We start from the raw sequence: 21,545 nt of genomic DNA, 5'->3' as shown, positions 1-21,545 counted from the left end.
CTGCAACTTTAATCCGCGAACAGGCAAATCATATTTTTAGCTATCTGTTCAATAGTGCATATCAAAACCGGGTCGTGATTTATTTTCTTATTTTTTAACAGCGATACCAGGCATGCATTCATTTCATCTTGCGTTTTTACCACAAAATGATGACTGTATTCTTTATCCATAGGTTTGGTGAACGATACCAACTGCGCACCGCTGTATAGAGCTTCTGAAAGCACAGTCCCAAACCCTTCATATTCAGAAGGGTGTAAAAACACTTTCGCACGCTGCATAAGCTCAATCACTTGTTTATGCGGTACCTCTCCTTTAAAGGTTATATTGTCAGTTACCCCACTCTTTTCCGCCAGCGATTTTAACATTTGCATTTCAGGACCGTCACCGCAGATTACCGCTCTTATATCAGGAAAAATGTTCTTCAGAGAAATGATAGCCTCAACAAAAAAACGGTAACGTTTTAACGGGATCAGCGATCCTGCGCTCATTATATCAATATCCCGTTTTAAAGAAGTATTGCCGAACATGGAAATATCTACTCCAACAGGAATTACGTAGAGCGGCTTTACACCATAATTGCGGTGCATCTCTCTCACTAAAAAATCCGACATCGCTATCAGTTCTTCGCCTTTAGGCTTAATCCACCTGAAATATTTGTTGTTTTTTTTTGCGTCCTGACCTAATATCCACGTGTAATGCGTCAAACGATATTTTCTTGCAAATCTACTCCCCACAAAAGCACATTCACCCAGCCAAAAGCTCAAAACGCCCAAAAGTTCCTGCTTACCGCGTAGTTTTTGCAATCTGCGCCACACCTTAAGCCAGGTGATCAGCCTTAGTAGGCGCCCTTTACCCTTACCCCCAACAGAAATTACGTTTACCCCATGCCAATTATATTCAGCAGTATAAAACGGGTATTGAAAGCTTATTACAATAATGTTGAGGCCCGGGCAAATCGACTTCAGCGCTTTCACAAACGTCTGCAAAGGCGGCAAACAAGTGGTGTCTGACTTATCTTTCGGGAAGCCGGGCGTAAGGATAACTAATGTCTTCCGTTTACTCTTCATTAAGCGTTATTACTTTATTGCAATAGTTCAGACTCTTTTTATTGTGCGTAATAAACAAAATCATCTTTCCTTGTGCCGCAATTCCTTGTAGTTTCCTAAGAATTTCCATTTCAGACGCCCAGTCCATTTCGCTAAAGGGCTCGTCCAAAATCAACAGGTCAAAATCATGATACAGTGCTCTTGCCAACATAATCCGCTGTCGCTGCCCCCCGCTAAGGTTTTTACCGCCTTCTGTAACTATTCTTTGCAACCCGGCGGGATTTTGAGACGCAAACTTATCCACACCGCAAAATGCCACCACCTGGCTTGTTCTATCGGGAAAATGATCATGTTCTGACAATGTGATATTCTTTAAAATAGAGTCATTAATAAAAAAAGGCTGTTGCTTAACATATGAAATACGACATCGGTAATGCACCCTTTCTTCGGCGGTACTTCTCTTTCGGTTAATGCAGATATTACCACCGTCGGCTTTTAAAAAGCCCAGCAGAATGTTGATGAGCGTAGTTTTTCCTTTACCTGAATCGCCGGAAAAGCCGATAAAATCTCCAGGTTTAATACTGAGGCTAACATTTTTAAGTACCGTGCGATCTTGATGTTTAAAGCTGATACTTTCAAAAGCTATTTCGGTGATTGGCGTAGTAACCCGAGGTTTTATGACCGGGGCTATATCTTTTGTAGCCAACATATCTGTCAGCGTAAATTTATAGGTTTTAATCTGCCCGGAACTGTTCAGTATCTTTACTATTCCGGGTATAATTTTATAAGCCGCAGCCATAAAAACACCTATAGTAAGCATATCGATAGCGGGCGCCCCGGTCGATAGCTTATTGACAGCCACCAACACCAGAAAACCAAGTATGGCAAACACCTCCACCAGCCGCGAAGGCAGGGATTGCAAAGTTTGCTGGGTGGCTAAATTTTCATTCAGCTGGTCTTGACGAGCCGAATATCTGTCTGTAAAAAAATCATTTTTTTGGTAGACATTGCTTTCCACATATCCCGACAATGATTCATAAAGATGCTGCAATGCTTTCTCATTAGCCGATTTTATGCTGCTTCGAATGTCTTTTAATTTTTTATGGATATACCAGCCGAGCAAAACCACCGGCGGTAGTAACAGCATAAACAGTAATAAAAACAAAGTGGGGTGATAAAAAAGGATAGCAATTACCGTGCACCCTATCAAAATTCCCTGCGAAATGATTTGTTGTATGTTGATAAGGATGTAATGACTAAATTCTATCGGCTGATTGCATATCTGCCTGACGCGTACAGATGAATCTATATGCACGAAGCGGCCATAGTCTCCGGAAAGATAATTGAGTAAATTCCTTTTTGATAACCGCGATGCAACCCTGTAAAAGAAATGGTGCTGTGATTTTAAGCCGATATAACCAAACAGGTTTTTAACACTAAACAGCATAAAAAACAGGCCTATCAGCAAAAGTGAGTTCGGATTTAATAAAGTCTGCGGAAGAAACGAAGCTTTTGCCGGAGCGGCGTTTATGGTGTACAAATTCAACACAAAAAGCAATACACCGAGGAAAGCTATATCAAGGACGCCAATTACAAAGTCGAACAGGATAAGCTTATAAAATTTAGCTTTTTCCCCACGGATTAAAATAGTTGAAATACCTTTTAAAATCTGGTTCAATTGCGCGGGTGGTACCGTGGATTTACAGGTCGGGTACCTATAGTTACACTACGCGGGGCGACGGCGAATGGTTGCCTGAACCGGGATTAACAGATGTCATGGATTTGAATGAAATTTAAGGGATGGGTGCCTCAGAAGGAAGATTTGTCAGCTTTTTGAAAGTTGACAAATCTTAAATATCAAATTCCGGAAATCGGGTTCAGATGCGATTAATCGAAATATCCTCATGAACCTCAACAGTTTTTTGGGTGATGCTTTCCTTTTGTTCCATTACGCCTTTCCAAAAACCCGCTGCAATCAACCCGCCCAGTATAGGCGCAACAATAAAAAGCCACAGCTGGTTTAATGCCTTACCACCTGCAAAAATTGCCGGACCAAGGCTACGCGCGGGATTTACGGATGTGCCGGTGATAGGTATAACCACCAGGTGGATCAAAGTCAGCGATAATCCTATAGCCAAACCCGCCATGGCAGGGTTTGCCCGCTTTGCGGTGGTTCCAAAAATCACTACAAGGAACAGGAAGGTAAATACAGCTTCGGCTATAAAAGCCGATTGGGTGGAGTACTTTCCCAAATAACCGGCACCCCATCCATTTGCGCCGAGTGCATATTCACCCATTGAAAAGCCAGGCTTACCGGTCAGCAGAAGGTACAACACACCCGAAGCACAAACCGCGCCGATGCATTGCGAAATAACATAGCCTGTACAATCTTTCAGGCTTAGCTTGCCCGCCGCCGTCATCGAAATTGAGATTGCCGGATTAATGTGACAGCCCGAAATTGGCCCGATGGTGTAGGCCATTACAATCACGCTTACGCCGAAGGCCAGCGAGATGCCTAATAATCCAATACCGGCGGGTGGGATTCCATCTGTATTGGCGCCTGCAATAACGGCTGCCCCGCAGCCGAACAACACCAGGCAAAAAGTGCCGATAAGCTCGGCTACATACTTGGTTAGCGGTTTAGTTTCCATAATTTATCAAGCGATTGGAGTTTATAATCAATTAAATATAAATAACTTATAATCAATTATTCCTATCAGTTTTAAATTAAACGTTAACTAAACATAATCGTGAAATCCGTTTTCTTAGCAGTTACTGTTTTTAATGAGAACTCAAAACCATGATTTACTAATATCTCCCTAACCAGGGTAAGCCCTATTCCCTGTCCGTCTTTCTTGGTGCTGAAGAAAGGTGAAAACAGATCCGCGGCCTGCTCATCCTTAATACCTGTACCGGTATCTGATATAACCAGGCATTTCCTGTTGTTTGTGGTGGTAAATGTTATCGTGCCATTTTCATCAATCGCCTCAATGCTATTCTTAACAATATTGATAAGCACCTGTTCCATTTGCTGCTCATCAGCCATAATTGCAAATGGACTTTCCGTCAATTGAAAGTCGAACATAATATTTTTCTCCTGCGCTTTTATGGCCATCAGCGTGGCTACCGATTTTATCAGCTGGTGCAAATCAACCGGCCGTTTGCTGGCCGGCGGCAGTTTAACCAGGTCGGCAAAGTTTCGCATAAAATAATTCAGGTTCTGATTGCGTTCCATAGCAACCTGTAAGGCATCTTTCAGCGTATCATATTGCCGGCTCTGCCAAAGCCTGTCGCTTTTAAGCGCCGACTGTATAATGGAATTGACCGGTCCTACCGTATTGTTTACCTCATGCGCCATCATCCGGATTACCTTACCATAAACATTTTTCTCAGCAGCAACTATCTCAGCAGTCAAATCTTCTATCATTACAAAACTCCTCGAAAAGCCCCTGTCAATAAAATGCGACTTTTGCAGCTTGTAGGTATGTATACCATCCGGTTTTATAACGACATTCTCGCCGGATTTAAGGGTTTTGATTTGTTTAAACAACGGATAGCTTAAGTTTTCGACAGGATGATTCAAAACTTCCTTTTCATTCGCTCCGATGATTTCCAATGCTTTGGGATTGATTTGCTGAATGTTATTGTCATAATCCAGGATAATGATACCTGTAGGCGAGGTAAAAATCAGCTTCTCTAAAAAGAAATGCTGCTGTTCCTGCCGGGTACGCTCGGTACGCAGTTCATCCATCATCTGGTTATAAACATCGGTCAGTTGGTCTATCTCGTGCTTGCCGGTGGAGAGGAACTTTACATTAAAATCCCGGTCTTTTATCGCGTCGACACCCTGCATCAGGGTTTTGATGGGTTTTAAAAGTTGGTTATAAAGCTGGATGGAGATTATTATTGAAATAATTACAAATACTTCGGCGACGATAAACCAAATCCTGTCCTTGTTAAAAATAAACCAGGTAACGGTCAGCGCAACCAGGTGGATTATAACAACAAACAGGATATACTTAGTCCTCAGCCTCATCGTAAGGGATTTGGTATTTGTCCAGCCGGCGATATAACGCACTGCGGGTAAGCCCTAAAGATACTGCTGCTTTAGCAATTTTGTGTTTATGGTATTCCATAGCCCTCCTGATCATTTCTATCTCTACCTCCTCCAAGGTTAAGGTACCGATACCAGGCAGCTGGATATTTCCTTTTCTTACAGGTGACAGCTCAAGCTGCGCTCGGAAATCATCGATATCAAGCTCATCGTTTTTACTTACCAAAATTGTGCGTTCCACAATGTTTTTAAGCTGCCGGATATTGCCCGGCAGGGGCAGTTGCTGCAGCCATTTCATTGCGCTGCCTGCTACCGATAACAATGGCCGGCCGTAAATTTCTTTTAAGTTATTAATAAAATAGTTTACCAGCAAAGGAATATCCTTCGGTCTTTCACGAAGAGGTGGCAGGTATATGGTGATGAGGTTGATACGGTACAGCAAATCCTCCCTGAAAAGTGATCTGCTTACCATGTCATCCAAATTCTTATTTGTCGCGCAAACAACCCGAACATCTACGCTTTTCGTCTTACTGCTCCCCAGTATCTCGTATGTGCGGTCCTGTAAAACACGTAATAGTTTTACCTGGCTGCCTGCATCAAGCTCCCCAATTTCATCCAAAAAAATGGTGCCTTTATTAGCCATTTCAAAGCGGCCGGTCCTGTCAAACCGGGCATCGGTAAATGCCCCGCGCACATGGCCAAACATTTCGCTTTCAAAAAGGGATGTTGAAATACCACCCAGATTTACCTTTATAAACGGTTTATTCCGGCGCTGGCTGTTCTGGTGTATAGCCTCAGCAATCAGTTCTTTCCCGGTACCGCTTTCACCCATTATTAAGATAGAGGCGTCTGTGCCTGCTACCCGCCCGATCGTATCTAAAATATTCAGCATTTTAGGGTCTTCACCGATGATATGCTGAAAGTTGTAGGTCTTATCAAGCTGTTTGCGCGTATGCTGGCCGGTTTTCTTTTCTTTTAAATCCAACAGCGTTCGTACCGATTGTAATAAATGGTCGTTGTTCCAGGGCTTGTTGATGAAATCGTTCGCGCCTGCTTTCATTCCCTGCACTGCGAGTTCAATGCTTGCCCAGCCAGTAATCAGGATAATAGGTATGGCAGCGTTTATTTTTTTAATCTGATTAAGCAATGCCATTCCCTCCTTGCCCGATGTATCATTAGAAAAATTCAGGTCGAGAATGATTAGCTCGGGTTCTTCTTTTTTAATAATCCTGATAGCATCTGCTGGGCCGGAGCAGTCGAGCACATCGTAACCGTCCTCCTTTAAAAGAAGAAGCAGTGATGTTCTTACGGCTATATCATCGTCGATAACAAGTATCATATTGATTGTACAAGTATAACAAAAACACTTCTGAAACCATTTGTCAATGCTGCGAGAAACGAAGCAACCTCCTAGTAATGCATAATTGATTACACCTTTCGACGAGGTTGCTTCATCTTTCCTCTCCCGCAATGTTCATCATTCCTCGTGCAATGCCACTGCCGGATAAATTGCCGCAGCCTGTTTACCCGGATACAATGAGCACACCAGCACCAGCAGGTAAATAAATACAATAGCCAGTGCCATGGCTGCAAGGTATATACCGGCTTGCAGGTTGAAGACATTCAGCAGCGGAAATTGAACTGCAAAGAACGTTCCCACAATCAGCGACAAAGTAGCTAGTATAACAGACTCTGTAACCAGCTGCGATGACACCGATTTGCCTGTTGCACCAATCGCCCGCCTTAATCCTATCTCACCGCGGCGTTTATTAATGTTGTACCACATTACTCCGAACAAACCAAGCGCTACATTAATTATCAGGAAACAGGCGACTATCAGCGTGATGATCATCGGCACCAGGCTAAAAAGGTTGCTGCTTCTCTTTTTATTCGCCATATGCTCTATCTCAATGTGCGAGTTTTTCATATAGTTAGCTAGCAATTTATAAAGGCGTCCTTCAAAGGCTGCATCCGCAGTTGGCGAAACCTTCACCATCATACTTCCGAAGCCGTGATAAGAACCTGTATCGGCCCTCTGATAAAGCCCCGCTTGCGCAACCGAATAATCCCCCCCTGTCTTAATGCTCTGTATTACGCCAACCACCTTCATGTCCATTTTCTTTTCATCGCGACCGATCAATTTGCCGATTGGATCCTCGTTGCCAAATAATTTTTCCTTAAGGACGTCATTAATTATTACCGCTTGATTTTTTGAAGCCGCATCACCTTTTTCGAACCATCTGCCTTCCAGTATTTTAAGGTTGAGCGCTTTTTTATAGTCATCATCGGCTATATAATAATTAGTGTTGGGGCTGGCTTTTTTATAGTGAGCATCGCCCGTCCACTGGTTATTTGAGAACGGCACATTGCTGCTGCAATAGCTAACATCCTTTACCTGGGGCATGGCTTTCATTTCCTGTCGCAGCGTTTCATAATATAAATTAAGCGAGTCGGTGCTTTTCGTAGGATTGGTGTTATTATAGCTCACGAGCCACAAATTTTCATAATCGAGCCCTATAGGCTTTTTATAATTTGTGTAGTAATACACCATCAGTGTAAATACTGCAAATATCACCAGGAACGAAACCAACATCTCCGACATCAATAAAAAGTTCTGTTTCTTTTTATTCCAGATGAGTTTAAATAAATGCTTGAACATAATATATTGATTTATATAAGTTTACAATTAATTACTGTGCTTTCAAGGCTGTTACTACGTTTAGTTTCGACATCCGCCAGGCTGGATACACGCCAGAAAGCAGGCCAAACACTAAACATACCAGCATTCCAATAAACAATACCGTAAAATTGATAGTCAGTTGAAGATTCGCGATAAGATTTGCGCTATTTAGTATTTGCAGTGCTATAAAGGCCAGCACTACGCCTATTACTCCACCTAATAGCGTGAGAATAATATTTTCAACAATGAACTGGTATACCAATGTTTTAGATGATGCCCCGAAGGCCTTTCGTACCCCAATCTCCGAGGAGCGCTCCATGATACGCGTAATGTTGATATTAACCAGGTTAAGTGTTGGCAGCAGCATCAGGATAAAGGCAAATATGCTAATGGTTGTAATCACTATAAAAGTTCCTGATTGTTTTTCATTACCGGTGTCTACATAGGCTTTAATATAAGTGTCAGCATGGCTGTAAACATGGTCGAACGACTTTTTATCTTCCACCGGCAGCCTTTGTATCATTTGCTCATAATCGTTGTGCAGTCTGTCCGCATCAGCTGGCGACTTTGCCAGTAAGATACCATAATAACCGCCGCCGTAACTCTTGTTGCTTTTGTAGTCGGCGTCCTTTTCGGTGGTATAAGGCAGATATATATCGCTGTAAAGCATATAGCTGGTGACAGGAACGCCCTTTATTACGCCGATAATCTTGTATTTTACATTATCAGCTTCGAAATATTTACCGACTACGCTGGGTACGTCGCCAAAATATTCCTTTTTGATGTCCTCAGTTATCACCGTCACCTTGTCAGCACTTGCTACCTGCTGTCTGTTGAATGGTTTTCCCTCAATGAACTCATATTCAAGAATATCCCAATAATCCGCATTGGTGTATTTGTAGTTGACTGCGATTTTTTTATTGTTGACATAGGTATTCGTCCCGTTAAATCCTGATGAGATACCAAGCGCTTCTAACCCTTTAAGGCTGCGGACATAATGGTCAAGGAAATAAAATGAAGGCGGCCCTGATTGCGTTGAATTCTTTCCGATCTGGGCTATTCTGGATATGTATAGAGATCTGTCCCTTTTTTTATCAGGGTATTTATCGCCAACAACTTTATCAATAAAAGCGGTTAGTACAAGCAGTATACTTAATGTAAAACTGATACCGAATAAGCTGATGAAAGTAAAGAACTTTCTTCTTCTCAATACCGCTATGGCTATTTTGAAATAATTTTTAAGCATAGTTTTAATTTTTAGCTTGGTGAATTACTGAACCTGCGAACCGTCAAATAGCCGTACAAGGCGATGGGTTTTATGCGCCATGTTTTCGTCGTGCGTTACCATTACTATGGTGGTTCCGTCCTTCTGATTCAGCTGCATCAGTATGTCCATAATCTCGTTACCCATGGCGCTGTCCAGGTTACCGGTGGGCTCATCGGCCAGGATAATTTCCGGTCTGCCAACAATGGCCCTCGCAATGGCAACACGTTGTTTTTGTCCTCCTGATAGTTGGGTAGGAAAGTGCCTGGTACGATTCGCGAGCCCGACCTTTTCCAATGCCTCGGTGGCCAGCTGTTTTCTCTCTTTGGCGGATATAGAGCGGTACAACAACGGGAGTTCTACATTATCCAGCACCTGCAGATCATTTATCAGGTGGTAGCTTTGAAATATAAAGCCCAGCTTTTTGTTTCGGAAGTTGGCTAATTGCTTATCGTTTAGTTTCTCCGTGGTTTGGCCGCTGATTTTAACATTGCCCTTAGAGGGCGCATCAAGCAGCCCCATAATATTCAGCAACGTGCTTTTACCGCAACCTGATGGGCCCATGATCGACAGGAATTCCCCCTTGGCCACATCAAGGCTGATGCTGTTCAGTGCCAATGTTTCAACTGTATTTGTGCGGTACACTTTTTCGATGTTTTGTAGCGATATCATAGTTAATTAGTGATTTTAATGAATTTATCTTATTGTTCCTTTTAATGTTGTTGTATCTTTTTTTTGTTTTCGCCTCCTTAAAACCTTCCTGCTATTGCCTCATTTGTATGTTATTTTCTGATTTTTCTCAAAATCGAATAGCGAAAGGTAACGCAACTGATAATAAGCGCTCCAGAAATCGCGGAGCGACTGTACATAATCTCGTTTAGCCTGATCATTTTCCTGGAAGGCGATGCTAAGATCAGTTATACTCAGGTCGCCCAATACGTAGCGTTCACGGGCTATTTTATATTTTTCGGATGCTATGCTATCAGCCTGCGCGGTTAAAGCCAGCTGATCCTTCATTACATTAAATAACGACACCTGTGTAACTATCTGTTGTTTAAAAGTTTGCTTATCCTGCTCAACTGAATATTCTGTAAACTTCTGATTGGCCTCTGCCGTTTTAATTTTGGCTTTAGAGCGGCCCCAGTCTAACACCGGTATCGAAAATTGCAGTTCTACCAGTTGCTGAGTTTGTGCATTACGATATACACCGGGAATATTTTTTGCAGAATTTGAAGTACCAAGATTGGCCGTCAGTGTTGCCGTCAACCCGGTTTGACCATGGGCAAGGGCAACATCACGCTTTGCTTCAGCAATCCTGCGAATAAAGGCAATCGCATCAGAGCGGTTGGCAAATGCTTCCGCAAGCACCTTGTCTGCGGTTACACTCATCCGGGTGATGGTATCGGGCATTTCCAGGACTATCTTATCATTACCTTCCTGCCCTATGTAGGCGCGCAGGTTGAGGGTGGCAATTTCCATATCGCGGCGTGCGGTACCGGCGGCCTTCTTCGCATTCAACTGTTCCAGTTGCAACTGCAGAATCTCATTTTTCGACACCTTGCCCAGGTCGAATTTAAGTTTGGCAATTTTCAGGATTTTTTCGGTGTTAGCCAGATTTGATTCTGCTGTTTCCAGGTTTACCTGCGCCAGCAGCAAATCAAAAAAGTAGCCGGTCACCATAACGGATATTTGTTCCTGCGATTCAATATATGCCTGCTTACTCTCGTTATACAATAATGGCTGTATTTTTTTATCCCATTTCAGTTGATTGAACTGTCCCAGCGGCTGACTAAACCCAATAGCGTAAGGCACACCGTTGTATAATACCGAATTCCTGTCGAAGTCATCAAAGCGCTGCAGATTGGTTTGACCGTAAATAGTAGCACCGGTTGCGGTAATGCTTTGACTGAAATTTAACGTTACTGCGGAGTTATCGTAGTGGATTTGCTGGAATACAATGGTTCCGTCCGGCTGCACAACCGGTGTGCTGGTTTTGCTATAGCCAGGCAGGTTACCACTTAATGATAGCTGTGGCTGGTAATTCGATTTGAAAGTACGCCACTGCCAGTACTTAGTTTCGCGTGTGGTGGCCGCCTGCTTGGCAGCTATTGAATTATCCTTTGCCAGGGCCACCGCCTCCTTCAGCGTTAGCCGGGTGGAGTCGCTCCCACCGCAAAAAGCTTTAGTACTGGTGGCTATTAACAGAATTATATATAATATCTTCATTTCTATATTTTTGATTTTCCCTAAAGATGCTTACACCAACGAAGGAACCCTGATTGAGACAATGCAACTGATATCGCAGATGATTCAACTCAATCAGTCACATTAATTTCTTTCGAATTTTTATATTCCTTCATATCCGAGGTGACAACCGCATCCCCTGGTTTCACGCCGTCCTTTAATTCCACATAATCAAAATTGGTCAGGCCAACATGCACAGTCCGCCTTTCGGCCTTGCCATTGTGAATTACGAATATGTCGAGCACGTCCGGGCCTTTAAATGCCGGGCCATTGGCAACGCGCATAATATGGTTATGAGTCGCTGTAACCAGGTAAACGTCAACTTTCATATTCGGCCGCAGTTGCTTGCTGTTGCGTTCGTCCAATGCTATGTCAAACGATATGATACCGTTCTGAATAGATGGAGAAACATTCACCACGTGACCGCGCAGCTGCGTTTCGCTTACCATAACAATTACCGGTAAACCTGCGTGCAGTTGATCAAGATAATTGTCGGATATACTGCCCTGTACCTTAAAACTGCTCAAATCGGCTATACGTGCCAGCGATTCACCTTCGCGCACATTCGCACCGATGTTTTTATTCACGTAGGTTACTACACCGGCACGGGTAGCCACAATATTGGCCAGGTTTAGCTTGCGCTGCAGGGCACTTAGGTCGCTGCTTAAAATATCGGAGGCTATTTCCGCTTCCTTTATTTCAATCTGCATGGTTTTCTGCTTATTTTGCACCTCGTTTTCCAGCTGTTTTTTTTCCAGCTGGGCAACCTTCAGGTTTAGCTCCGCCTGTTCTATACCCTCACGGGTGCCCCCGCCAGCTTTAAAAAGCCGTTTCGCATTTTCTACCGCATCTGTAAGATTGTCTATGTGCAGTTTTTTAATGTCATTGTTCGATTGGATATCGAAAAAGCTTTTGTTTAAGTCAAGCTTCAGTTTTTTTATCTCATTCTGTTTCGACTCCAGCTGGAATTTCATTTTGTTGTAATCGGTCTGAGTAGCCGATTTATCAAGAGTCAATATTGATTGTCCCGCCTTTACTTTATTGCCAGCATCCATCGATACTTTTTGTATCGAAGCGTTGATCGGGCTGGTTAAAATTTCTTCAAACTCGGGCAAAACTTCGCCGGTTGCATTAAGCGTGTTTTCAATATTGCCTATCTCAACAACGGAGGTAGTGATTTCATTTTTGCTTACTGATGATTTGAGCGTGGTGCGTATAAGCCATATTAAAACAACCAGCGCAAGTATGCTTATTAAAGCGATGGTTATTGTTTTCCTTCTTCGTTGTGAAGTAACTTCCTGTGTAATTTCCTTGTCCATTATAGTACTATGTATTGCATAGTGATTTGCAATAGCCGTACCAAAGTCAGATGTTTGATTATTAAGCACTTACAGTTATTCTACTTTTATTTTTTGTGCGATATCGGACAAAAAATAAAAAAACGAACAAGAAACACAGTTGTTAATGATGTACAATTGGTACTATCAAATAAAGAGGCAAGACGGCTAACGATAAGAGAAACGGAGGTCTTGCTTGAAACGGATGAAGACTATAACAGGGATGTAAATAAACAATAGTTGTCAGATTGCTTCCGGCATTTACCTGCGGAAATCTGTGATTACCTTCTGCGCCGCATGATACCCGCACATACCATGCACACCGCCCCCAGGCGGGGTTGACGACGAACAGATATACATACCTTTTGCCGATGTTTTGTAAGGCGACCACCGTAACGCCGGACGGGTAAACAGCTGGCCTAAATCAATAACTCCGCCAACTATATCGCCGCCGATGTAATTAGGATTATATTCCTCCATTTGGGCGGTTGTCATTGTGCTCCTGGCGAGAATAGTGTCCTTGAAACCGGGGGCAGCGCGTTCCACCTGGTTTTCTATGATTTCGGTCATGTCCTTAGCGGAGCCATTCGGTACATGGCAATACGCCCAGGCTACATGCTTACCTTGCGGTGCGCGGGTTGGATCAGATATGGTCGGTTGTGCTAACAGTACAAATGGCTTTTCCGGGTGTTGCCCGTTCCAGATTTGTTGCTCGCCGGCAGCTATCTCTTCAAAAGTGTTGCCCAGGTGAACAGTTCCTGCCTTGCGGCAAGCTGTATTTGTAAAAGGAATTTGGGCGCCCAGCGCCCAGTCTATCTTGAAAACACCGGGGCCATAACGATACCGTTGCAGCTGCCAGTTGTAAATAGACGAAAACTTGTGCCCGGCGATTTGCAGCAACTGGCGTGGAGTTATGTCAAACAAAACAGCATGTGAAGATGGCAATTGCTTTAAAGAGGTGATATAAAAATTCGTAACTATTTTACCGCCAATCGACTCAAAGTAACCCGCCAGTGCATTAGCGATATGGATTGAGCCGCCTTTAGGTATAGGCCAACCCTTTAAATGACCGTTTGCCATAAGCACCAGCGCAATTGCCGAAGTACTTAAGTGACTTAATGGCAAAATAGAATGTGCTGCCATGCCGGCGAATAGGCCTCTTGCTGCCTCTGTTCTAAACCGTTTCACCAGGTGGCGGGCCGATGTTAACGCTGACAGCCCAAAATCTGCCATGGCAAAAGGGTGCTTCGGAAAATGCAGAGGGCCCAATACATCCGGCGCAATGGATGGCCAGTTGTTCACAACAGGCTCCATCAGCTTAGTATAAGTGTCTTTATCAACTCCTAAAAGTGCAGCAGTTTCTGCAACCACACCTTTAAGTACACCCGCTTCCCCACCGTCAAGCGGATGGGCTGCATCTACTTCGGGATAAATGTACTCCAGCCCAAAATTGCTTAGCGGTAGCGTTTCAAAAAATGGAGAGCCGGCAGCCAATGGATGAACGGCCGAGCAAACGTCATGCAGATAACCTGGTAAAGTTAGTTCAGCCGTACGGAGCCCGCCGCCAATGGTTGGTTTGCCCTCGATCAGCAAAACCGACCAACCATTTTGCTGCAGGGTGACGGCCGCCGCCAGCCCGTTAGGTCCGGAGCCAACCACTACCGCGTCATAATCCGGTTTTGCCTGCATTAAAAATCTGAATAGGCCGTTGGATGTAAAAAGACAGCATCAACATGCGATACGTTGTTCTGATATTTAGGCTTTGCCGATAATGCTTTCCAGTAAGGGTCGTTACCAAAATCTTTCCACAGTTTGTCGTGGTCAGCCATGCTATTAAAGGTAACCATATACATTAAATTGGGCATATGGCTCCCCGCTATCACCTCCGAATAAAACACCGCGTTAAAGCCCAGCCTTTTGAATAAAGCAACCTCATCGCCATCGTTAAACATACCCACTTTATTTATATTTTGTTTCTCGGTAGCGCTTTCGTAACTGCGCAGTTCGTAAACCCGATCAGTTTTATTCGCTGTTAGCTTGGGCACTTCGGCATAAAGCATTTTTGGAAACGCGCTTAAAAGTATAGTTTCTAAACGGGTATAGGTAGGGTCGTTATATAGCGCATTAATATAATCATTGCCATCGGTTAGGTATTGCCGATCTGCTGCCACTGCAGTTGCAACCTTTTTTATATCGCCAAAAGTTTTGTAGGGAATGAAAACATACAGGCGCTTGCCCATGGTATCGCTTTCAACCGACTTAAATACACCCACGCTTTTAATGCCTGCACGGTGTAAAGCCGGCAGATATGCTTTTTGTAAATAGGTTTCTGTACGGCTTAGCTGTGCATCAGATTTGAAATGGTAAATTTTCAACTGGTAATAATAGCCGTCGGCTGCTTTAGTGAGCGATGCTAAACAAATCAAAATGGCTAAAATTGCCATGAACCGAAAACGGGATGATGAAAGTAAACTCATAATTAAATTTTAGATGTGTGGTAAATTTAGAGGTTTAACGGGAATATAGGTAAAGAAAAATTCGCACTGTAAAAATCACCGTTCTCTTTTAGTGTTCCGTTTTGGCCGGCCTCGGAGATGAGTCTTCCTTGTCTTTTAAAGAAAAATTAATCAACCGGTTCAACGTAAGTCCTTGTACGACAACCGAGAAGATCACGATAAAGTAACTACCACAAAGTATTACATGACGATAGGGGCTATATGGCAGCGATAAAGCGAGTGCGATTGAAATTGCGCCCCTCACCCCTCCCCAGGTAAGGATATTAATACTTTTGTAATTAACATTAAGCGAACGGCGCATAAAGGTAAGCGGTAAAATAATGCTCAGCCAGCGGGCTATTAATATCAGAACGATAGCAATGCCACCAGTGAGCCAATAGTTTGTAATATAAGGCAGGTTGATCATCTGCAGGCCGATCATAACAAACAAAATGGTATTCAGCATTTCGTCGATCAACTTCCAGAATCTTTCAAGCGCCTCGTGGGACCGTTCTTTTTCATCGAGATTAATGGTCCGGTTTCCCACCAGCAGCCCGGCACACACTACGGCAATAGGTATGGAAAACTCGAGATAGGAAGCAATTACCGACACCGCCATCACTACCGACAGTGACACCAGCACTATGGTTTGAAAATCAGTAACCGACCGCATTAATCTATACGCTATATATCCGATGCCAAGGCCGAGAATTACCCCGCCAAACACTTCACGTATAAAAAGGAAGGCGGTTTGCGCAAAAGTAATATTATCGATACCCGAACGGATAGCCTCAAGCATAGTGATAAACATTACCAGGCCCACCCCATCATTAAACAGCGATTCGCCGGAGATAATTGTTGCCAAATTAACAGGCAGCTTAGAATTACGGATAATAGCGCCAACCGCAACCGGGTCTGTTGGTGATATCAGGGCGCCAAACAGCAGGCAATACATGTATGACATGTGGATATTAAAAAGCATGGTACCGTAGTAGAACATGGTGCCGAATGCGGCTGCGGAGAGGATAACGCTCAAAGTACTCAGAATAAACACTGGCCTTAGTTCGCGCCTTAATCGTTTTGTATTGGACGTAAATGATCCGGCAAAAAGCAGGAAGCCCAGCATGATATTCAAAACAGTAGCTGAAAAATTAATATGTTTTGCCAGTATGGTCAGGTACCGCGCAATCGCCGGGTCGAGCTTGTCAACAATAATAGTAATTATGGAAACCGCTATCGCAATAGTGATAATACCGATAGTGCCGGGTAACTTAAAAAACCTGGCGTTGAGGTAAGAATAAATCGCGCTGATAATCACCAACAGTGCAATAACAAGGAAAAGTTCCATTTTTAACAAATTATACCCGTAGCGCCCTCATCTGCATACTTGCAAGTGAGAACGGTGAACTACAGTGATGGGCTAAAACTTACCTAATAAGGTATTTAAGCCCACAATGTTTTAAAACCGGACTTTTTCTATTTATGGGCTTCGTTGCTTCTGCGGGTATCAGTATTAAAGCTTCTTATAATCAGTCGGTTATCGGAGTTTTTGTTGAAATAATTAATCACCCAACTGATAAAAATAATGCCCTTGTTAGAGAATCCGGCAAGGGACATCAGGTGCACAAAGCCCCACAGGAGCCACGCAAAAAATCCCTGAAAATGCAATTTGCCTAAATCAGCAACAGCTTTATTGCGGCCAATTGTAGCAAGGGTGCCCTTGTCTTTGTATCTAAAGGGTAACGTAGGTTCTCCTTTAATCAAGCGGGCTATGTTTTTTCCCAACTGCTGGCCCTGCTGTATGGCCACTGGCGCCACCCCGGGATGGCCGTTAGGTGTATCAGGCGTTATAACAGCTGAGACATCGCCAATTGCGAATATATTCTGGTAGCCCTTTACGCGGTTTATTTCGTCAGTTTGAATACGTGAGCCTTTGCCGGTTACTTCGGCCGGCAAACCGTCGGGTGCCTCGCCTTTTACTCCTGCCGCCCAAAGAACATTTCGCGTCTTTATGGTCTTCCCGTTATCAATAGTAAGGAAAAATCCATCATAACTTTGCACGTGTGCGCTGTTAAATATCATCACTTCTCCTTCCGCAAGAAACTTTTTAGCCGCCGCCGATGCCTGGGGCGACATAGCGGCCAGCAACCTGTCCTTGCCTTCCACCAGGTAAACGCGCATATCATATTTGCTGAGCCCGTGATAGTCTTTAGCCAATATCAGGTGTCGCATCTCGGCAAGCGCGCCCGACAATTCGACCCCTGTAGGCCCGCCTCCAACCACCACAAAGGTCATTAATGCTGATTTTTCGCGCATATCGGTAGTGACCAAAGCCTGTTCCAGGTTCTGCAACACGAGGCTGCGGATATTGAGCGCCTCCGGGATATTTTTCATTGGCATAGCAAAATGCTCAATTTCCTTATTGCCGAAGAAATTAGTATTTGAGCCGGTTGCAATTACAAGGTAGTCGTAGTGGATTGTACCGATATCTGTTATGATACAATTTGTTTCGGGATTTATTTTTTGAACTTCAGCCAGGTTGAAGCTAAAGTTTTCATGTTTGGTAAATATCCGCCGGATTGGAAAACCAATCGAATCAGCCTCTATAGAACCTATTGCTACCTGGTAAAGCAGAGGCTGAAAGGTGTGATAGTTATGCTTATCGAGCAGTAATATATCTACCGGGGCATTTTTGAGGCTTTTTGCGAGCGCCAGGCCCCCAAAACCACCGCCGATAATGACGACACGCGGCCGGGAGCCTGGATTTTTATCTTCGGATGTGACAGTAAACATAGGCGTTTCAAAAACTCAATATTACACAATGTTTCTTTAATGGATTGTCAACTTATTATGTCATGTCAATTATATACAATTATTTACCCCTGCCAGTTTTTAATATTGTTTAAACTCATATATTTGCACCGTAATACCTAACTGCTACCACAATAAGAAATCATCGATTTTCCATCTATTTATTATTAAAACAAGCTACTTTTTTTATTTTTGCAGAGAAATGGCAGCAAATACTCTATAAAAATGGATATTGTGCTCCAAAATGGATAAAAATGAGTGTTTCTAATCCAGTTTCTTCCACAAAACCGTCCAATAACAATCTATATGTTGTTAAAATTGGCGGAAATGTTATTGATAATTCAGAAAACTTATATCATTTTTTAAAAGACTTTACCGCGCTTGAAGGAAATAAAGTCCTGGTACACGGTGGCGGAAAGATCGCTACACAACTCTCAGAGACGTTGGGCATTGAGCCGAAAATGGTTGACGGCCGGCGAATAACTGATATTGAAACGTTAAGGGTTGTAACCATGGTTTATGGTGGGCTTATCAATAAAAATATCGTAGCTCAATTACAGCGTTTTGGCACCAATGCTATAGGACTTACCGGTGCAGACGGCGACTTTATCCGCGCAAAAAAAAGGCCGGTAAAAACAATTGACTATGGCTTTGCAGGTGATCTGGACGAGAAGTCTATCAACCCGCAAAATCTAAAAAAACTGATGGATGCGGGCTTTACGCCGGTATTCTGTGCGTTAACCCATGACGGAGACGGACAGCTTTTGAATACCAATGCTGATACCATCGCCTCGGCACTTGCGATAGCCATGTCTGAACTATGTGATACTACCCTCATCTACTGTTTTGAAAAGAAGGGGGTTTTAAAAGATATAACTGATGAAAAATCGCTGATAACGGATATCAATCCGGGCCGGTACGAAGAGTTAAAAAAAGAACAGGTAATACACAGCGGCATGCTGCCCAAACTGGATAACGCCTTTGCGGCAATTGCATGCGGCGTAAAGGGCGTCATCATCGGTCACTCCGCCGACCTGGGCAAACTAAAAAACAATGAGCCGTTTGGCACACTTTTAAGCAGATACGAATGAACTCACAGCAGCACATTGCCATACTTGGCAGCGGAAATATAGGGCTTTCATTAGCGAAGGGATTGGTAAAGGCGGGAATATGCAAAGCGCAGCAGATTTCGCTAACTCGCCGAAACGTTAGTGCGCTTGCACCTTATGCCGAATTAGGCTATCATACAACCGACAACAACCTAAAAGCAGTACGCAAGGCAGACTTTGTGGTATTGGCTGTTTTGCCACACCAACTGAACAAATTACTGGATGAAATAAAACCCTCCATAAAACCTGATAAACAGTTATTTATATCAGTGGTATCGGGCGTGAGCTGCGCAGATATCCGCAACCAGCTCGACCTTAACGTTCCCATTATCAGGGCTATGCCCAATACGGCTATAGCCATAGGCCATTCCATGACTTGTATAGCAACCGATAACGGCACCACAAGGCACATCAACTTTGTCCGCTCGTTATTTGAAACCGTTGGTGTAACCATACAGATAAACGAAGAACTGATGACCTCTGCTACCGCGCTTTGCGCCTGTGGTATCGCTTTCTTTTTAAGGTCGATACGTGCTGCGTCACAGGGCGGAACAGAAATAGGATTCCATGCACACGATGCCTTAAAGATGGCAGCCCAAACGGCCAAAGGTGCTGCGGATTTATTGCTTCAGCTGGCATCGCATCCAGAGCAGGAAATCGATAAAGTAACTTCGCCAAGCGGATGTACCATTGCGGGGCTTAATGAAATGGAACATAACGGATTTAGTTCCGCAATGATAAAGGGCATAAAGCTATCCGCATCGAAAGCCGGCGACCTGTACCCTAAAACGGAACAATCAGCATAAAATCAACAGTAACAATCAACCACTTTAATTATCACAGGCTAACTGACCTTGATAATTTTAATATCAGCGCAAAGCGTACGTTCTAAAATGTTAACAGTAGAGAAAATCGGCGGCACATCGATGACCGCATTGAATGATGTGATCAATAACATCATTCTTTTTAACCGTAGCGGTAAGGAACTTTATAACCGCATATTTGTAGTATCTGCCTTTTCAGGCGTAACCAACTTATTGCTGGAAAACAAAAAAACGGGCGAACCAGGCGTGTATCATAAGTTGGCTAATTTCAAGGATTTTCATAAGCCGCTTAAAGACCTGACCACCCGGTTAAAAGAGATAAATAAGAGCTATCAAGGCTTAGGTTTGAATATAGAGATAGCAGACCAGTTTATTGAGACCAGAATTAACGATGCCCAGACTTACCTGGAGAACCTGTCGAACATATTGGCCTCCGGATACGTGAACAAAGAGAATATTTTGCAGGCCGCCCGCGAAATATTGGCTTCGATAGGCGAAACTCATTCTGCCTTCAATTTTACAAACATCCTTCAAAATAAGGGGATCAATGCAACCCTGGTCGACCTGAGCGGTTTTCACGATCATCGTTCATTCACTATAGATCAGCGTATTAAACATGACCTGGAAGATATTAAGTTCGACGAGACCATTTGTATAGTGACCGGCTATGCTAAAGGTACCGAAGGCATTATGCGTGAATTTGATCGCGGTTATTCAGAGGTTACGTTCAGCAAAATCGCTGTCGCCGTTAAGCCGGAAGAAGCTATCATTCATAAGGAATATCACCTGTGCACTGCGGACCCGGTGTTAGTTGGTGTAGAGAACTGTTACCCCGTTGGAAATACCAATTACGACGTCGCCGACCAGCTCGCCGACGTAGGCATGGAGGCAATTCACCCTAAGGCATCAAAGCCACTGGAAATTAACGATATTAACCTGCGCATTAAAAACACTTTTGATCCGGAACATCCCGGCACGCTGATAACCAGGGAATATATTTGCGAACATAAACGCGTGGAAGTGATTACCGGTACTGATAAGGTGATGATCATCGATATCTATGACCCATCTATGGTAGGTACACCAGGGAGTGATTTGCAGATCATGCAGCTGTTCTACAACCATGGTATCAGCTATAACTTTAAGGCTACCAACGCCAATAGTATCTCTATTGTTATTTGGGAAAAGGATTTCGATAAAAAGCTCATCCATGAACTGGAAGAGAACTTTGAAAAGGTGACTTACGAAAAAGCTGCTATGGTTTGCCTTATCGGTTCAAATATGGACCGGCCAGGCTTGCTGGCAAAATCAGCCTCGGCCCTGGCAGAAAATGGTATCAATATCAAAAGCGCGGGTTTTGCCCTGCGTAAGGTGAATATACAGTTTTTGATAGCAAGAGAAGACTTTAATACAGCTGTTATTGCACTTAATAAGGCGATGAGTTAAGCTAAATATTAATAACGTTCAGTATTATCGCGGCTATAACCGGTTATTCACATAGAGTTGCTTATTGAGCGGTGACGACAAATGGGGATGTGACTGATCGACTTATCACGATTTTATTTCGTTTCCAATGATTGCATATCCACGTTGTAAAACGCATGCTACCCACTTTAATGCCTGGTCAAAGAAACCCATCTAATGCATTACATGTGCCTGAGCTTAGTCAATCCAAACTATA

17 protein-coding genes are annotated in these 21,545 nt (G+C 43.5%); 3 read left to right on the top strand and 14 right to left on the bottom strand.

The window, feature by feature from the left end; genetic code table 11:
- Positions 1-8: 8 nt before the first annotated feature.
- The 14 genes from Q3W13_RS15280 to Q3W13_RS15215 all read right to left on the bottom strand — a co-directional run bounded on the left by Q3W13_RS15280 (position 9) and on the right by Q3W13_RS15215 (position 17,913).
- A complete protein-coding gene (locus Q3W13_RS15280; protein WP_302865177.1) occupies positions 9-1,067 on the bottom strand; it encodes a glycosyltransferase in 1,059 nt (352 codons plus the stop codon).
- Positions 1,057-2,724 carry an ABC transporter ATP-binding protein gene (locus Q3W13_RS15275; protein ID WP_302865176.1) on the bottom strand — a complete coding sequence of 556 codons (1,668 nt, stop codon included), beginning with the start codon at positions 2,722-2,724 and terminating at the stop codon, positions 1,057-1,059. Before Q3W13_RS15275 ends, Q3W13_RS15280 begins: the two co-directional genes overlap by 11 nt.
- A 199-nt stretch (positions 2,725-2,923) precedes the next feature.
- On the bottom strand, positions 2,924-3,697 hold the full coding sequence (gene aqpZ, locus Q3W13_RS15270) for an aquaporin Z (RefSeq protein ID WP_302865174.1): 774 nt from the start codon (positions 3,695-3,697) through the stop codon (positions 2,924-2,926).
- An 83-nt stretch (positions 3,698-3,780) separates the two neighbouring features.
- Entirely contained in the window at positions 3,781-5,082 is a 1,302-nt protein-coding gene (locus tag Q3W13_RS15265) for a PAS domain-containing sensor histidine kinase (protein ID WP_302865171.1), read from the bottom strand.
- The gene (locus tag Q3W13_RS15260) at positions 5,066-6,439 is read right to left on the bottom strand and encodes a sigma-54 dependent transcriptional regulator (RefSeq protein ID WP_302865168.1); all 1,374 of its coding nucleotides are present in this window, start codon (positions 6,437-6,439) and stop codon (positions 5,066-5,068) included. The genes Q3W13_RS15265 and Q3W13_RS15260 overlap by 17 nt, the downstream gene beginning before the upstream one ends.
- A 138-nt stretch (positions 6,440-6,577) precedes the next feature.
- The gene (locus tag Q3W13_RS15255; protein ID WP_302865167.1) at positions 6,578-7,759 is read right to left on the bottom strand and encodes an ABC transporter permease; all 1,182 of its coding nucleotides are present in this window, start codon (positions 7,757-7,759) and stop codon (positions 6,578-6,580) included.
- A 31-nt stretch (positions 7,760-7,790) separates the two neighbouring features.
- A complete protein-coding gene (locus Q3W13_RS15250) occupies positions 7,791-9,026 on the bottom strand; it encodes an ABC transporter permease (RefSeq protein ID WP_302865165.1) in 1,236 nt (411 codons plus the stop codon).
- 24 nt (positions 9,027-9,050) lie between these two features.
- Positions 9,051-9,716: an ABC transporter ATP-binding protein gene (locus Q3W13_RS15245; RefSeq protein WP_302865164.1), complete on the bottom strand. Its 666-nt coding sequence runs from the start codon at positions 9,714-9,716 to the stop codon at positions 9,051-9,053.
- Between the two features lie 99 nt (positions 9,717-9,815).
- Positions 9,816-11,270, bottom strand: coding sequence for a TolC family protein (locus Q3W13_RS15240; protein ID WP_302865162.1), 1,455 nt, complete (start codon positions 11,268-11,270; stop codon positions 9,816-9,818).
- Positions 11,271-11,359: 89 nt separating this feature from the next.
- A complete protein-coding gene (locus Q3W13_RS15235) occupies positions 11,360-12,607 on the bottom strand; it encodes an efflux RND transporter periplasmic adaptor subunit (RefSeq protein ID WP_302865160.1) in 1,248 nt (415 codons plus the stop codon).
- A 279-nt stretch (positions 12,608-12,886) separates the two neighbouring features.
- The gene (locus Q3W13_RS15230) at positions 12,887-14,314 is read right to left on the bottom strand and encodes an NAD(P)/FAD-dependent oxidoreductase (protein WP_302865159.1); all 1,428 of its coding nucleotides are present in this window, start codon (positions 14,312-14,314) and stop codon (positions 12,887-12,889) included.
- On the bottom strand, positions 14,314-15,102 hold the full coding sequence (locus tag Q3W13_RS15225; protein WP_302865157.1) for an NIPSNAP family protein: 789 nt from the start codon (positions 15,100-15,102) through the stop codon (positions 14,314-14,316). The genes Q3W13_RS15230 and Q3W13_RS15225 overlap by 1 nt, the downstream gene beginning before the upstream one ends.
- Positions 15,103-15,190: 88 nt before the next feature.
- On the bottom strand, positions 15,191-16,468 hold the full coding sequence (locus Q3W13_RS15220; protein WP_302865154.1) for a sodium:proton antiporter: 1,278 nt from the start codon (positions 16,466-16,468) through the stop codon (positions 15,191-15,193).
- Between the two features lie 128 nt (positions 16,469-16,596).
- The gene (locus Q3W13_RS15215; protein WP_302865153.1) at positions 16,597-17,913 is read right to left on the bottom strand and encodes an NAD(P)/FAD-dependent oxidoreductase; all 1,317 of its coding nucleotides are present in this window, start codon (positions 17,911-17,913) and stop codon (positions 16,597-16,599) included.
- A gap of 272 nt (positions 17,914-18,185) precedes the next feature.
- On the opposite strand from Q3W13_RS15215, the gene argB reads away from it, so the two are divergent.
- The 3 genes from argB to Q3W13_RS15200 all read left to right on the top strand — a co-directional run bounded on the left by argB (position 18,186) and on the right by Q3W13_RS15200 (position 21,310).
- Positions 18,186-19,022, top strand: a complete 837-nt coding sequence (gene argB, locus Q3W13_RS15210) for an acetylglutamate kinase (protein WP_302865151.1) — start codon at positions 18,186-18,188, stop codon at positions 19,020-19,022.
- Entirely contained in the window at positions 19,019-19,846 is an 828-nt protein-coding gene (gene proC, locus Q3W13_RS15205) for a pyrroline-5-carboxylate reductase (RefSeq protein WP_302865147.1), read from the top strand. The genes argB and proC overlap by 4 nt, the downstream gene beginning before the upstream one ends.
- 87 nt (positions 19,847-19,933) lie before the next feature.
- Positions 19,934-21,310 (top strand): aspartate kinase, encoded by a 1,377-nt coding sequence (locus Q3W13_RS15200; protein WP_302865145.1) that lies wholly within the window; start codon positions 19,934-19,936, stop codon positions 21,308-21,310.
- The last annotated feature ends 235 nt before the right edge of the window (positions 21,311-21,545 follow it).

This window comes from Mucilaginibacter sp. L3T2-6 (assembly GCF_030519355.1).
Classification (GTDB): domain Bacteria; phylum Bacteroidota; class Bacteroidia; order Sphingobacteriales; family Sphingobacteriaceae; genus Mucilaginibacter.
This window is presented reverse-complemented; position numbering and strand designations above follow the sequence as displayed.